Source organism: Reyranella sp. CPCC 100927, assembly GCF_007859315.1.
Taxonomy (GTDB): domain Bacteria; phylum Pseudomonadota; class Alphaproteobacteria; order Reyranellales; family Reyranellaceae; genus Vineibacter.
The window spans coordinates 88,173-101,302 of the sequence record NZ_VOHA01000006.1; the positions used below are offsets into that span (position 1 = coordinate 88,173).

A 13,130-nucleotide genomic window follows, 5' to 3' on the forward strand; every position below is an offset into this window, starting at 1 on the left:
AACACAACAGTGCGTTTCTCGGATCTTTTCGCCCGCGGGGTCGCCCTGATCGGCGGAACGGCGTTACAGGTGCGGCGGCTGACCGGCGGCTCACCTGAGCCGGCGTGGGGTGGTGCCCCGGCCATACCGCCGGCGAAACCGCAAGGTCTTGTGCCGACGCTGCAGATGCCGACGGCGCGCGGATGGAATCCCGGGCAGACGCCGACCGCGGCGCCGGGTCTCAAGGTCAATGCGTTTGCGGCCAACCTCGATCATCCGCGCTGGATCGAAGTGCTGCCCAACGGCGACGTGCTGGTGGCCGAGTCGACCAGCCAGGACCGCGCGCCGCGGTCGGTCTTCGATTACGCCATGGTCAGCACGATGCGACGTGCCGCCGCCATGGGCGTCAGCGCCAACCGCATCACGCTGCTGCGCGATACGGATGGCGATGGCGTCGCTGAAACGCGCGAGGTGTTTCTCAAGGATCAACGCCAGCCCTTCGGCATGGCGCTGGCGGGCGACACGTTCTATGTCGGCAATACCGACGGCGTCGTGGCCTTCACCTACAGTCCGGGCGCCAGCAGCATCACCGGGCCGGGGCGAAAGATCGTCACGTTCAAGCCGGACGGGCATTGGACGCGAAGCCTGCTGCTGAGTCCGGACCGGCAGAAGCTCTATGCCGGTGTCGGTTCGCTCAGCAACATCGCCGAGTACGGCATGGCGGTCGAGGAAGGCCGCGCGGCCATCTACGAGATCGACGTGGCCACCGGTTCGAGCCGCATCTTCGCCGCCGGCTTGCGCAATGCGGTCGGTATGGCGTGGGAGCCGCACACCGGCGCGCTGTGGACCGTGGTCAACGAGCGCGATGGCCTGGGCGATGAGACGCCACCCGACTATCTGACCTCGGTGCGGGCCGGCGGCTTCTACGGCTGGCCCTACTGCTATTGGGGCCAGACCGTGGACGACCGCGTGCCACAGGATCATGCGATGGTCGCCAAGGCGATCACGCCGGATTACGCGCTGGGTGGACACACCGCATCGCTGGGGCTGTGCTGGGTGCCGGCAGGCACGCTGCCGGGTTTTCCCGACGGCATGGCCATCGGCCAGCACGGCTCGTGGAACCGCAGCACGCTCAGCGGCTACAAGCTGGTGTTCGTGCCGTTCGAGAACGGGCGGCCCGCCGGACCGCCGCGCGATATTCTGTCTGGCTTTCTCGCCGCGGACGAACGGGAGTCCTACGGCAGGCCGGTGGGGGTGACGCTGGGTGCCGATCGTCGTTCCCTGCTGATGGCCGACGATGTCGGCGATGTCATCTGGCGGGTGACGGGCGCGTGATGCGGGACATTCATGCTCCCGCCTCGTCCGCGGGGGACGGATCACACTGAGCGAGCCGCTCCATGGCCGAGGCGATGTCCCGGTCCAGCACGGCATGCGTGACGGCCTGGTACCGGTCGCCAATCTCGGCGCGCTGCACCGCCGTGCGTATGCCGGCGCGTCGGTGGGCCGCGAGGGCGTCGTACAGGGAGCGCCATAGTTCCAGCAGGCAGGGACTGTCGCAGGCGCCCAGCAAGGCGGTGTGGTAGGCCGCCTGCATGTCGGCAAACGCCTGTTCAGGGTCAGCCGGCGCCTGCGCCGATGTCCGGACGAGGGTGTGGCCGGCGGCCAGGACCCGAGCCTCCCAGGCGACATCACCGCAGGCAAAGGCACGCCGCACAGCCATCCGTTCGATACGCCGGTATATGGCGATCATGTCGCGCAGCCCGGCCGGCGAGGGGGCGTGAACGCGGAAGCCGAGCTGTGGCGTTGCCTGGACCAGCCGTTCGCCCGCCAGCCGCGAGAGCGCTTCACGAACGACGCCGAAGCTGGCCGCGTGCCGTTCGCGCAACGCCGACAGCGCGAGGCGCTGACCGGGCGCCAGCAGCCCCGACAGGATATCGCGCCGGATCTGTCGGTAGACCGCTTCCGACAAGGTCTCGGGTTTCCCGGCCCCCGTCGAGGAGCGCACGACAAGCTTCAGGCGGGCAGGTTTCAGAGGGGGCGTCGACCCGCCGCTTGGTTCAGGCATCCGCTGCGGGCGGCATACCGGCCAGCATCAACGAACGGCCCAAGGTCGTCGCGGCCGTGGCGGGAAGCGAGAAACCCAGCATCGATGGTCCGACCTCGACGGCCAGCAATGTCTCCCCGTTGGGGAGCTCGCCGACGCTGAGCGACGTCGTGGGCACGACGGAGAGGTCAGCGACGTGACGGCCCTCGGCGCCGCTCTCATTGTCGCCAAGGGACTGGGCCAGCAGCAACAGCAGGGCGACAAGCCGCTGTACGTCCGCCACGGGAACGATAAGGCGACCGGCACCGGTGGGCATCGACACTTCCAGGGTCACTGTCTCGCGATCGATAGGCCAGATGCCGCGCACATCGGTCGCGCTGCGCAGATCGATGGCAACGGGTGCCTGGCTCGAGCCGCCGGTTTCGCCGCCGGGGATATCCATGGCGAGCCCTCTCCATCACTCTTTCGATATATTCAATAAAATATAACGACAGGAAACGACCAGTGGCCAGCGCTTTTGTTGGTTGCGTCACAACCCTTCCTTCGATCGCATCCGCAGATCCGGCGGGCTATGTCCTGCCAAACATAACGGTTGGTTCTCTGGTGTGAAACGATATAGTCGAACCAACATATCGTGTGGAGGGGTGTGATGATCTGGGGCAAACGGGGCGTGTTGCGCGGGCTGGCCGTCGTTCTGGCCGTCGCGGTGGGATGGGCGCCGCTCGCGAGCACGCCGGCGTCGGCGCAGTCCGCGCCGGTGCTGGTCTTCGCCGCCGCCAGCCTGAAGAATGCGCTGGACGAGATCGCAGCCCAGTGGAGCAAGGAGACCGGCAAGCAGACCAAGATCTCCTATGCCGCGAGCTCGGCGCTGGCCAAGCAGATCGAGGGCGCGGCGCCGGCCGACATCTTCATCTCGGCCGATCTCGACTGGATGGACTATGTCGCGCAGCGCAAGCTGATCAAGCCGGAGAGCCGGGTGAACCTGCTGGGCAATCGCATCGTGCTGGTCGCCGGCAAGGACTCCAAGGCAGCGACCAAGATCGAGTCGGGTTTCGCCCTGCGCACCCTGCTGGGCGACGGCCGCCTGGCGATGGCCAACATCGATTCCGTGCCGGCCGGCAAGTACGGCAAGGCCGCACTCGAGAAGCTGGGCGTCTGGTCTTCGGTGCAGGACCGCCTCGCGCAGGCCGAGAACGTGCGCGCCGCGCTGCTGCTGGTCTCGCGCGGCGAGGCGCCGCTGGGGATCGTCTACCAGACCGATGCGGCCGCCGATCCCAACGTCAAGATCGTCGGCGTGTTTCCAGAGGACACGCATCCCGCTATCGTCTATCCCGTTGCGGTGACCGCCAATTCGGCCAATCCCGATGCGGCCGCGTTCGCGGCCTACCTCGGGGCGCCGGCGGCGCGGCCATTGTTCGAGAAGCAGGGCTTCACGGTCCTGTCGAAATAGGGGCCTGTCGAAGTAGGGGCCTTGTCGAAGCAGGGGATCGTGCTGGGACTGACCGAGGAAGAACTCACTGCCGTCCGTCTCAGCCTCCGGGTCGCGCTGTGGGCCACGGCCGCCAGCCTGCCGCTGGGCGTGCTGGTGGCGCTGGTGCTGGCGCGCGGCCGGTTCTGGGGCAAGTCGGTGCTGAACGGCATCGTGCACCTGCCGCTGATCCTGCCGCCCGTGGTGACCGGCTATGTCCTGCTGCTGCTGTTCGGCCGCAAGGGTCCGGTCGGTGCCTTCCTGGCCGAGCAGTTCGACATCGTCTTTGCCTTCCGCTGGACCGGGGCGGCGCTGGCCTGTGCCGTGATGGGCTTCCCGCTGATGGTGCGTGCCATGCGGCTGTCGATCGAGGCGGTCGACCAGCGGCTGGAGCAGGCCGCCGGCACCCTGGGCGCCAACCCGGTCTGGGTCTTCCTCACCGTGACGCTGCCGTTGTCGATCCCCGGCATCATTGCCGGCATGGTGCTGAGCTTCGCCAAGGCGATGGGCGAGTTCGGGGCCACCATCACCTTCGTCTCCAACATCCCGGGCGAGACGCAGACCCTGCCGTCAGCGATCTATACGTTCACGCAGGTGCCCGGCGGCGATGCCGGGGCCATGCGGCTGACCTTGATTTCCGTCGTGGTGTCGATGGGCGCGCTGCTGCTCTCCGAACTGATGGCGCGCCAGGCCGAGCGCAAGCTGGCGGCGGCATGACGCTGGTGGTCGATGTCCGTCACCGGCTGGGCACGTTCTCTCTCGATGTGTCGTTCGAGAGCGAGGGGCGGCTGACGGCGCTGTTCGGCCGCTCCGGTTCGGGCAAGACCTCGATCGTCAACCTGGTGGCCGGGCTGATGCGGCCGGACGCTGGGCGCATCGCCGTCGACGGTACCGTGCTGGTCGATACCGGCCGCGGCATCGCCGTGCCGCGCCATCGCCGCCGCGTCGGCTACGTGTTCCAGGAGGGGCGGCTGTTTCCGCACCTCTCGGTGCGGCGCAACCTGCTGTACGGCCGCTGGTTCTCGACCAGTCGCGACAAGCGCATCGCCGTCGATCAGGTGGTCGAGCTGCTAGGGTTAGGTCATCTGCTGGCGCGGGGCCCGGCGGCGCTCTCCGGCGGCGAAAAGCAACGGGTGGCGATCGGACGCGCCTTGCTGAGCGAGCCCCGCCTGCTGCTGATGGACGAGCCGCTGGCATCGCTCGACGAGCAGCGCAAGGCCGAGATCCTGCCGTACATCGAGCGCCTGCGGGACGAGATGGGGATCCCGGTACTGTATGTCAGCCACGCCCTGGCCGAGGTGGCGCGGCTTGCCAGCACGGTGGTGCTGCTGGCCGAGGGCCGCGTGCTGGCCGTCGGCGCGCCGGCCGACGTGCTGGGCAGCAGCGAGATCGTGCCGATCGTCGGGCCGGGCGAGGTGGGGACGGTGCTCGAGGCGCGGGTGGCGGCGCTGGATGTGAGCTTCGGCCTGTCGTCGCTGGAGACGCGGGCCGGACCGCTCATCGTGCCGCGCGTCGCCGCCGGCATCGGCAGCCCGGTGCGCGTCTTCATCCGCGCCTCCGACGTCATGCTGGCCAACCAGCGCCCGCAGGGTATCAGCGCGCTCAACGTGCTGGCCGGCCGCGTCGTGGCGCTGACCGACGAGAGCCGCACCGTTGTCGACGTGGTGCTGGATTGCAACGGGCAGCGCGTGCTGGCCCGCATCACGCGCCGGTCGGCGGCAGCCATGAAGCTGGCGCCCGACGTGCCGGTCTTCGCCATCATCAAGAGCGTGGCGCTGGAGGATGGCGGCCGGCCGCAGCGGGGTTGAAAGGCTACCGCCCCGGGGCGCGCATGCGCTGCAGGCTCTGCAGGTGGCCCAGCGTCGCCTGGGTCGCATCGGCGCCAATGGCGCGGTAGAGCCGGATGACCTCGTTGCCGAACGGCGTGAGCTGGGCGCCGCCGCCGCCGCCACCACCCTTCTGGGTTTCGACCAGCGGCTTGCGGAAGGTGCGGTTGAGCTCGTCGACCAGCAGCCAGGCGCGGCGGTACGACATGTCCATGGCGCGCCCTGCCGACGAGATCGAGCCGTGCTCGCGCACCAGTTCCAGCAACCTGACCTTGCCCGGGCCCAACGCGTCCTCTTCGTCGAGGTCGATGCGGATGCTGAGTTCAGGTTCCGCCGAGCGGGGCGGTTTGGATCGGGACGGGACGCGCGCCATGGCCACACTATGAACGTGGTCACGCGGGGACGCCAGACTGTCGTTGGCTTCATGGTTCGACAAGCTCACCATGAAGGCTGTGACTATCGCAGTTCGGTCATGATCTGTTTCTTGGCGGTGTCGAGGAACTCGAGCATGCGGGCGCGCACGGTGTGGTCGGCGATGGGCTTGCCGGCGGCGCGCAGGTCGGTGCCGACCTTTTCCAGCACCTCGCCGTCGCCCGGCTTGTCGACATCGATGGCGACCAGGTCCCGGGCATAGGCTTCGGCGTCGGCGCCGCTCTTGCCCAACTGCTGGGCCGCCCACAGGCCCAACAGGCGGTCGCGGCGCGCGGCGACCTTGAAGCGCAGCTCCTCGTCGTTCTTGAACTTGTTTTCGAAGTTCCGTTCGCGTTCGTCGAAGGTTGTCATGTCTGCCCCCTGTGCGGCAGCGCGCCTACATGCTGAGCGTTATCAGGCGCGGCACGTGGATGTGGTTCTCGACCGCCTTCACATCCGGTACGCCTTCGGCCGCCACGCGGCAGGCATCGCGCACAGCCTCGCTGGATGCCCAGCCCCACAGGTGCACGATGCCGTCGTGCACGATCACGTTGCTGGACCACAGTCCCGCCCAGGGCTGCGAGCGGAACTCATCGACCACGCGCTGGCGGATCGCCGCGTCATCGCGATGCTGCGGCTTGACGCTCGATGCCCGGCCGATGAAGAGCTGCAGCAGGGTGGCACGGTTGATCAGCCCGACCGGCCGGTCGTCGCGCACCACCGGGATGGTCCAGGCACTGCGCTCGTCCATCCTGTCGACGACGGTGGCGAGGTCGGCATCTTCGCCGACATGCACGACGTCGAGCGACATCACGTCCTTGACCTGGTGCGCGTGGGTTTTCACGTATTCGCGGGCCAGGACCTCGCCCGGCGTGATGGCGCGCAGCCACCACGAGCGCTCGTGCGCCGTCCCGGTTTCGGCCCGGTGCAACAGGTCAGCCTCGCTGACAAGTCCTGCCAGCTTGCCATCCGCGTCTACGACGGGAACAGCGCCGATGCGGTGCGACAAGAGCAATTTGGCCGCGTCTATGACCGACGTCTCGGGCCCGACAGTCGGCACATCGCGGGACATCACATCCCTGGCCTTCATGGCCGTCCTCCATGCCAACGCTCAAGACTGACATGGGGGTTTACGGAAGCGGTTCAAGATGCCGCAAGCGGCGTGAGTGGTCAGTCGTTCAGGTCGCCGACACCGGACGCACGACGATCTTGTAGCCGGCCGCCTCCGGATCCATGCCGTCGAGCGGCCCCTGGGCGGTACTGCCTTCGGGATACATGAAATAGTTCACCACGGTGTCGCTGGGGGCGAGGCGTACGTCACGGCTGTGGTTGAACGCAATCCAGTTGCCCTCCCAGGCACCGAACAGGAAACGCCGCAGTTCGGGCATCTTGGGATCATTGAGCGCCAGCTTGTCGTCGAGCACGACCTTGCGGATGTCGGCCGGATCGGCCGGGATCCAGCCGATACCGGCAACCCAGAACTCGGCGCGGCAATGCTGGGCCTTGCTGATGTCGGCGTTGCGCGTGCCCATGGCGCCGTAGAAGGCCGACGGCGCCACGCGCACGCCGTAGACACCACGGGCAGGAACGCCGGCGGCGCGCGCCAGGCCGACGAAGAGGGCGTTGAGGTCGGCGCACTTGCCGCCGAGATTGCCGCTCACCAGCATGGCGCGGATATCGCCGATGCCGCAGCCTTTCACCTTGGGATCGCGAAACGTGTTCTCCACGATCCAGTCGTAGATCGCCTGCGCTTTCTGAAGCGGGTCGCGCTTGCCGGCCACGATCTTGTCGGCCGTCTCCTTGACGATGCCGTCGGTCGTGATCATGGCATTGGGCTTGAGGAACTTCGCGATGTCATCCGGGATCGGGCCGGTCGACGCCGCCCGCAGGTCGCTGCGACGATCGAGCGTGGCGACACGCGTCGTGAGGGTGACCGTGCGCGGCTCGCCATCGCTCCAGGCGGCATGGAAGGCGCGCACGCCGGACGCGATGTCGGTGTAGATCCCCAGTTGGGCCGCATTGCCGTTCCAGGTGACGTGCTCCACGCGCTGGTAGGCGCTGTCATGCGGCAACGGCAGCCACACGCGCGTGGCGCCGGCGTTGGCCGGGATATTCACCGCGGTGGCCAACTCGAACGTGCGCCAACTGCCCGTGGTTCCGCTGTCGGGTGCGGCGCCGGCGGTGGCCAGTGGCACGGTCGACAGCAGCGGCGAGGCCGCGGCAGCTGCCATGAACGAACGACGCTTCATGTCTCCTCCAACGCGCAAAAGCGCGGGCCGGCAAGATCTGTCGGATGGGGAGCGGAGGTCGTCCTGGCCCGGGTTGTCCCGGATTGCTTGTGACCCTGAAGGCCCGTCGGCGCCCGGACCGGGCAGCGCTCGAAGCCGACCTCGACTGCGCGGGCGGTATCTAAGGATGGCGCCGAGACAGTGTCAATCAAGGTTACTTCTCCCGCCGGCGGGAGAGGTCGACGAGCGCATTTAGCGCTCGGCGGGTGAGGGCCTAAGGACTCGGTATCTCGTGCTTAATCCCTCACCCTCCCACGCTGCGCGTGGGCCCCTCCCTCTCCCGCATGCGGGAGAGGGGGTATCGTTCCGAAGCGCGAACAGGAAATGTGTCGCCGCTGGCCTCGGGTGGCGGCCCATGCTGGATTGAGCCGAGATCGCCGGACCGACAGGAGAGCATGATGGCCGAGGCGCATGTATTGACCGACGTGAAGGACGGTATCGGCTGGATCACGCTGAACCGGCCCGAGGTGTTGAACGCGCTGTCGGCACAGATGACGGACGGCCTGATCGCGGCGACGCGCGATTTCGAGCGCGATCCGGCGGTGCGCTGCGTGGTGGTTCGCGGCGCCGGCACGCATTTCATGGCCGGCGGCGACATCAAGGGTTTTCACAAGTCGCTGACCGAGGACCGCGCCGCGCACCTCGCCAACTTCGAGATGCGGGTGGTGCGGGCGCACCAGCTGATCTACCACCTGCGGCGCATGCCCAAGCCGGTGGTGGCATCGGTGCAGGGCGCCGCGGCCGGCTTCGGTCTCAGCCTGATCCTGGCCTGCGACATGGCGATGGCGACCGACGATTCCTTCTTCACCCTGGCCTATCGCCATATCGGCCTGTCGGCCGACGGCGGTGCAACGTACTTCCTGCCGCGCATCGTGGGCGAGCGCCGGGCGCTGGAGATCGCCCTGCTGGGCGAGCGCTTCACCGCGCAGAAGGCACATGAGATCGGCATCCTGAACTGGCTGGTGCCCAAGGATCAGCTTGCCGACGAAACCCTGAAGCTGGCGCGCAAGCTCGCCGACGGTCCGACCTTCGCGCTGAGCAAGGCCAAGCAGCTGATCCGCACGTCGCTCGACAATTCCTGGGACGAGCATTCGCACCGCGAGGCCGAGTTCCTCGCCGCCTGCGCCGCAACCGAGGATCACCCCGAGGGCCTCAAGGCCTTCCTCGAAAAGCGCAAGCCGGCCTTCAAGGGACGGTAGACCGATTGGATTGTCATCCCGAGCGTAGCGAGGGATCTTCTGAAGATGGCGTGCGGTGCATCAAAAGATCCCTCGCTACGCTCGGGATGACACGTGTGAGGAGCGACTGCGGATCCTAGGCGATCGTCTCGCGCTCGACGGAGTCGCGGGCCACCGTTTCCAGCCGTTCGACCAACGTGTCAGGCATCGACAGGAAGGGCGAGTGGCCGCTGTCCAGGGTCAGCACCTTGCACGGCGTCTGTTGCAGCATCCAGCGCTGCATGGAAAGCGTGATGGCGTTGTCGCGCAGGCATTCGATGTACCAGCGCGGCACCGAGCCGAAACGCTCCTCGGTGTAGACCATCGGCGTGGCGGAGATGGCGGCGGCCTGCGGTCGCAGGCGGGCCATGGCCTTGTAGACGTCGTCGGGATCGCAGTCGTTGTAGAACAGCGCCGGCACGTTGCTGCGCTTGAAGCTGTACGTGCGCCCGTCGCCGCCATACTCGCGCGAGCGGCGCATCAGCGCATCGGCTTCGCGCGCCGTGACGTCGCGGCCCGACATGCCGGGCGGCGGCAGCAGCGCCGAGAGATAGACCAGCGCCCGCACCTTGCGGCGCCGCGCCTCGGCGGCGTGGGTGATGGTGAGCCCGCCCAGGCTGTGGCCGACCAGGATCGCGGGCTCGGCTTCCTTGTCGAGGATCTTGGAGACGAAATCGACATAGCCCGCCAGGCTGACGGCCGACAGTGGCGTGTCGTGATCCTCGCCGCTGCCGGGCAGGTCGGGCGCCAGAGCGCGATGGCCGCGCGCTTCCAGCAGCGGCACGACTTTTTCCCAGCACCATCCGCCGTGGCTGGCACCATGAATCAACAGGAACGTCGCCATGCGCCGCTCCTCGCTACGACCGGCCGACCAACGTCTTCGATCCCGGTGCGGGCACGAAGAAGTCGGGCGCCAGCTCGGCACCGGGGGTGACGGCATACACCGACAGATCCTTGACGCCGGCGGCGGTCAGCACGTCGTCGTCGATGAAGAAGTTGCCGGAGCAGCTGCGGCTGAGCTGCGTCAGGATCCAGTGCGCCGCGTCGGCCATGATCTCGGGCTTGCGGCTGCGCTTCATCAGCTCGTTGCCGCCCAGCAGGTTGTTGACGGCCGCGGTGGCGATGGTGGTGCGCGGCCACAGGCTGTTGAACGCGATACCGTCATCCTTGAATTCCGCCGCCATCGCCCAGCCGTAGATGCTCATGCTGAACTTGGCCAGCGTGTAGGCCGGATGACCTTTGAACCACTTCACGTCGAAGTCGAGCGGTGGCGACAGGGTCAGCACATGCGGGTTGGCTGCCTTCTTGAGGTGCGGAATGCACTTCTGCGATACCAGGAAGGTGCCGCGACCGTTGATCTGGTGCATCAGATCGTAGCGCTTCATCGGCGTATCGAGCGTGCCGGCCAGGTGGATGGCGCTGGCGTTGTTGACCAGGATATCCAGCCCACCGAAGGTCTCGACCGTCTTGGCCACGGCGGCCTCGACACCTTGTTCGTCGCGGATGTCGACGGCGATGGGCAGCGCCTTGCCGCCGGCCTTCTCGATTTCCTCGGCGGCGGAAAAGATGGTGCCGGGCAGGCGCGGATCGGGCGCCGCCGTCTTGGCCGCCACAGTGACATTGGCGCCGTCACGCGCGGCGCGCAGCGCAATCGCCAGGCCGATACCACGGCTGGCACCGGTGATGAACAGCGTCTTGCCTTTGAGGCTCATGCGCACTCCCGTCACTGACCGGGCTGGGCGCCCATTGCGCTCCTTAGCCTCGCGTTGATCAACCGGCAAGACTGCTGCCATGCGACAAGGACGCAGGTGCCGTGCGCCAGGGGCGCCTGTCGTGGTCCCACGATCGAATCACCCGGGACGGGCGACGGTCGGTCGCAGGTCGTACCCCAGCCTGGGAAAGTGCACGACAACGGTTCCGACCTGCGGGTCGTCGCGACGCAGAGCGATCTCCGTGGTATCAATGAACACCAGCGTGCCCTCGACCGGATCGCGACCGTAGTCGTCGGCACGGATGCGGACGGTTGTGCCCAGCGGCGGGTCCTCGGCGAACGGCTGTGAGGCCCTGGGCGCGTCCGGCGTTGCGTTGGCAGCGATCCGGAGCGCAGCGGCGGCCGTGGTGGGTGTCGACGTGCCATGACCGAAGGCGCGCACCCGCGTCATCCAGGCGTTGATGCGCGGGAAGGGAGCCAGTTCGTGTGCCAGCAGCGCTGTGCGCGCGGTGATGAACCACAAGGCGTGGTAGACCGCGAGGTCGGCGACGGTGGGCGCCGCACCCGCAATCCAGGGCCGGCCGTCGGCCAGCATGGCCTCGATGGCGGGGATCTGAACGCGCACCAGCGGCGCGTTGCGGGCGGCGGCGCGACGCACCGTGTCGGCATCGGGCGGCGGCAGATCGCGCATCCGTGAACGATCCGCCTGCAGGCCGGCCGGCAGGTGCTCCAGGTTCGAGCCCGAAACGTAGAGCGACATCGGCCGGAACAACCGGTTCTCGGCCCAATAGAGGATGGCGTCGGCCACGGCGGCCAGTGCGGCGGGAAACAGCGTGGGCTGCGGATAGCGCCGTTCGAGCTCGCGCACGATCAGATTGGTATCGCAATAGATGTCGGCACCGATCTGCAGCACCGGCGTGCGCCGATAGCCACCGGTCAGCGGCGTGAGGTCCGGCTTGGGCGCGATCGGCGGGATGATCACCGACTGCCACGCCAGGCCCTTGTAGCCCAGGGCCAGGCGTACTTTTTCCGAGTAGTTCGAGAAATCGTAGTGATGCAGGATCAGGTCGGTCACGCTGGCATCCCGTCATTCCGAGCGAAGCGAGGAATCTTTCAGGCATGGGCGCGGTCTTGCAGAGAAAAGATCCCTCGCTGTGCTCGGGATGACGGCATCGCTGCAGCGCACGCTCACGACTCTCATTCCACCTTGATGCCGGCTGCCTTGATCAGCGGCCACCACAGGTCGATCTCGGCTTTGTGATAGGCGAACAGCGCTTCGGGCGTCTGCTGCGCCGGTGGCGGGATTTCCTGGCCCAGGGTGGCGAACTTCTCGCGCACGGTGGAATCGGCCAACGCCTCGACCACGGCGGCGTTGAGCTTGGCAACGATGTCGTTGGGCGTCCCCTTGGGCAGCCAGAGCCCATGCCAGACCGAGATATAGAGGCCAGGTAGACCGGCTTCGTCCACCGTCGGGATCTCCGGCGCCGCTGCGAGCCGCGTCTTGGCCGTGACGGCATAGGCCTTGATCTTGTCGGCGCGGACCTGGGGCAGGGAGTTGGCGGCCTGGTCGAACATGATGTCGATCTGGCCGGCCACGAGATCCTGCATGGCCGGCGCCGCGCCGCGATAAGGAATGAACTGCACCTTGCCGCTGATCTTCTGCGCGAAGTAGACGCCGCTGACATGCGAGGCGGCACCGACCCCGGCGGTGCCCACGGTCACCTTGTCGGGATTGTCCTTGATCCAGCTCACCAGTTCCTTGAGGTCCTTGGCGGCGACGGCCTTCTTGGCGACCAGCAGCTGCGGGTTGCTGGCGAACAGGGCGACCGGCGCGAAATCGTTGAGCAGGTCGTAGTTCAGCTTGTACACCGCGCCGTTGACGACATGTGTGCTCCAGTGGCCGATGCCGATGGTGTAGCCGTCGGCCGGGGCACGCGCGACGCGGCCGACGCCCACGGTGCCGGCAGCACCGGTGGTGTTGTCGACGAGCACAGTCTGGCCCAGCGTGCGGCTCATGCGGTCGGCCATGATGCGCGCCAGGGTGTCTGTCGGCCCGCCGGCCGAGAACGGCACGACGATGGTGATGGGCTTCGACGGGTAGGGCTGGGCATGGGCGCCGGCGGCGGCCAGGACGACCATCGCGGCCACGAAACACAACAGACGACGCATGCTCTTGCCTCCCTTCG

15 protein-coding genes are annotated in these 13,130 nt (G+C 67.5%); 5 read left to right on the top strand and 10 right to left on the bottom strand.

Annotation, left to right across the window (positions count from 1 at the left end; all coding sequences use genetic code 11):
* Positions 1-9: 9 nt before the first annotated feature.
* Positions 10-1,314 carry a sorbosone dehydrogenase family protein gene (locus tag FQU96_RS18110; protein WP_146542727.1) on the top strand — a complete coding sequence of 435 codons (1,305 nt, stop codon included), beginning with the start codon at positions 10-12 and terminating at the stop codon, positions 1,312-1,314.
* Between the two features lie 10 nt (positions 1,315-1,324).
* Here FQU96_RS18110 and FQU96_RS18115 read toward each other — a convergent pair whose 3' ends face one another.
* Together FQU96_RS18115 and FQU96_RS18120 are read right to left on the bottom strand one after the other, a co-directional pair.
* Positions 1,325-1,984: a GntR family transcriptional regulator gene (locus tag FQU96_RS18115; protein ID WP_178130569.1), complete on the bottom strand. Its 660-nt coding sequence runs from the start codon at positions 1,982-1,984 to the stop codon at positions 1,325-1,327.
* A gap of 52 nt (positions 1,985-2,036) precedes the next feature.
* On the bottom strand, positions 2,037-2,465 hold the full coding sequence (locus FQU96_RS18120; protein ID WP_146542729.1) for a hypothetical protein: 429 nt from the start codon (positions 2,463-2,465) through the stop codon (positions 2,037-2,039).
* 207 nt (positions 2,466-2,672) lie between these two features.
* Between FQU96_RS18120 and modA the strand changes: the two genes are divergently transcribed.
* The 3 genes from modA to modC are packed head-to-tail and all read left to right on the top strand — an operon-like array spanning position 2,673 to position 5,299.
* On the top strand, positions 2,673-3,473 hold the full coding sequence (gene modA, locus FQU96_RS18125) for a molybdate ABC transporter substrate-binding protein (protein ID WP_146542730.1): 801 nt from the start codon (positions 2,673-2,675) through the stop codon (positions 3,471-3,473).
* Positions 3,474-3,494: 21 nt separating this feature from the next.
* On the top strand, positions 3,495-4,208 hold the full coding sequence (modB, locus tag FQU96_RS18130) for a molybdate ABC transporter permease subunit (protein ID WP_370461377.1): 714 nt from the start codon (positions 3,495-3,497) through the stop codon (positions 4,206-4,208).
* Entirely contained in the window at positions 4,205-5,299 is a 1,095-nt protein-coding gene (gene modC / locus FQU96_RS18135) for a molybdenum ABC transporter ATP-binding protein (protein ID WP_146542731.1), read from the top strand. Before modB ends, modC begins: the two co-directional genes overlap by 4 nt.
* Positions 5,300-5,303: 4 nt before the next feature.
* On the opposite strand, the gene FQU96_RS18140 is transcribed toward modC, so the two are convergent.
* The 4 genes from FQU96_RS18140 to FQU96_RS18155 all read right to left on the bottom strand — a co-directional run bounded on the left by FQU96_RS18140 (position 5,304) and on the right by FQU96_RS18155 (position 7,977).
* Complete coding sequence (locus FQU96_RS18140; RefSeq protein WP_146542732.1) at positions 5,304-5,690, bottom strand: winged helix-turn-helix domain-containing protein; 387 nt, start codon at positions 5,688-5,690, stop codon at positions 5,304-5,306.
* Between the two features lie 83 nt (positions 5,691-5,773).
* Positions 5,774-6,100: a DUF1476 domain-containing protein gene (locus tag FQU96_RS18145; protein ID WP_146542733.1), complete on the bottom strand. Its 327-nt coding sequence runs from the start codon at positions 6,098-6,100 to the stop codon at positions 5,774-5,776.
* Between the two features lie 25 nt (positions 6,101-6,125).
* Positions 6,126-6,818, bottom strand: a complete 693-nt coding sequence (locus tag FQU96_RS18150; protein ID WP_146542734.1) for a CBS domain-containing protein — start codon at positions 6,816-6,818, stop codon at positions 6,126-6,128.
* A gap of 88 nt (positions 6,819-6,906) precedes the next feature.
* The gene (locus tag FQU96_RS18155) at positions 6,907-7,977 is read right to left on the bottom strand and encodes a transglutaminase-like domain-containing protein (RefSeq protein ID WP_146542735.1); all 1,071 of its coding nucleotides are present in this window, start codon (positions 7,975-7,977) and stop codon (positions 6,907-6,909) included.
* Positions 7,978-8,414: 437 nt separating this feature from the next.
* Between FQU96_RS18155 and FQU96_RS18160 the strand changes: the two genes are divergently transcribed.
* Positions 8,415-9,215, top strand: coding sequence for an enoyl-CoA hydratase/isomerase family protein (locus tag FQU96_RS18160; RefSeq protein ID WP_146542736.1), 801 nt, complete (start codon positions 8,415-8,417; stop codon positions 9,213-9,215).
* Between the two features lie 115 nt (positions 9,216-9,330).
* Here the strand turns inward: FQU96_RS18160 and FQU96_RS18165 are convergent, their stop codons facing one another.
* The 4 genes from FQU96_RS18165 to FQU96_RS18180 all read right to left on the bottom strand — a co-directional run bounded on the left by FQU96_RS18165 (position 9,331) and on the right by FQU96_RS18180 (position 13,113).
* On the bottom strand, positions 9,331-10,077 hold the full coding sequence (locus tag FQU96_RS18165) for an alpha/beta fold hydrolase (RefSeq protein WP_178130570.1): 747 nt from the start codon (positions 10,075-10,077) through the stop codon (positions 9,331-9,333).
* Positions 10,078-10,090: 13 nt separating this feature from the next.
* Positions 10,091-10,945 carry an NAD(P)-dependent oxidoreductase gene (locus tag FQU96_RS18170; protein WP_146542738.1) on the bottom strand — a complete coding sequence of 285 codons (855 nt, stop codon included), beginning with the start codon at positions 10,943-10,945 and terminating at the stop codon, positions 10,091-10,093.
* Between the two features lie 138 nt (positions 10,946-11,083).
* A complete protein-coding gene (locus FQU96_RS18175) occupies positions 11,084-12,019 on the bottom strand; it encodes a glutathione S-transferase family protein (RefSeq protein ID WP_146542739.1) in 936 nt (311 codons plus the stop codon).
* A gap of 122 nt (positions 12,020-12,141) precedes the next feature.
* Positions 12,142-13,113 carry a tripartite tricarboxylate transporter substrate-binding protein gene (locus tag FQU96_RS18180; protein ID WP_146542740.1) on the bottom strand — a complete coding sequence of 324 codons (972 nt, stop codon included), beginning with the start codon at positions 13,111-13,113 and terminating at the stop codon, positions 12,142-12,144.
* Positions 13,114-13,130 lie beyond the last annotated feature (17 nt).

What these genes read in the sequence shown, in the direction of transcription:
- FQU96_RS18120 (WP_146542729.1), bottom strand. Translation starts at nt 2,465, where the DNA reads ATGGATATCCCCGGCGGCGAAACCGGCGGCTCGAGCCAGGCACCCGTT.
- FQU96_RS18180 (WP_146542740.1), bottom strand. Translation starts at nt 13,113, where the DNA reads ATGCGTCGTCTGTTGTGTTTCGTGGCCGCGATGGTCGTCCTGGCCGCC.
- FQU96_RS18150 (WP_146542734.1), bottom strand. Translation starts at nt 6,818, where the DNA reads ATGAAGGCCAGGGATGTGATGTCCCGCGATGTGCCGACTGTCGGGCCC.
- modA (WP_146542730.1), top strand. Translation starts at nt 2,673, where the DNA reads ATGATCTGGGGCAAACGGGGCGTGTTGCGCGGGCTGGCCGTCGTTCTG.
- FQU96_RS18165 (WP_178130570.1), bottom strand. Translation starts at nt 10,077, where the DNA reads ATGGCGACGTTCCTGTTGATTCATGGTGCCAGCCACGGCGGATGGTGC.
- modC (WP_146542731.1), top strand. Translation starts at nt 4,205, where the DNA reads ATGACGCTGGTGGTCGATGTCCGTCACCGGCTGGGCACGTTCTCTCTC.
- FQU96_RS18170 (WP_146542738.1), bottom strand. Translation starts at nt 10,945, where the DNA reads ATGAGCCTCAAAGGCAAGACGCTGTTCATCACCGGTGCCAGCCGTGGT.
- FQU96_RS18160 (WP_146542736.1), top strand. Translation starts at nt 8,415, where the DNA reads ATGGCCGAGGCGCATGTATTGACCGACGTGAAGGACGGTATCGGCTGG.
- FQU96_RS18140 (WP_146542732.1), bottom strand. Translation starts at nt 5,690, where the DNA reads ATGGCGCGCGTCCCGTCCCGATCCAAACCGCCCCGCTCGGCGGAACCT.
- FQU96_RS18145 (WP_146542733.1), bottom strand. Translation starts at nt 6,100, where the DNA reads ATGACAACCTTCGACGAACGCGAACGGAACTTCGAAAACAAGTTCAAG.
- FQU96_RS18155 (WP_146542735.1), bottom strand. Translation starts at nt 7,977, where the DNA reads ATGAAGCGTCGTTCGTTCATGGCAGCTGCCGCGGCCTCGCCGCTGCTG.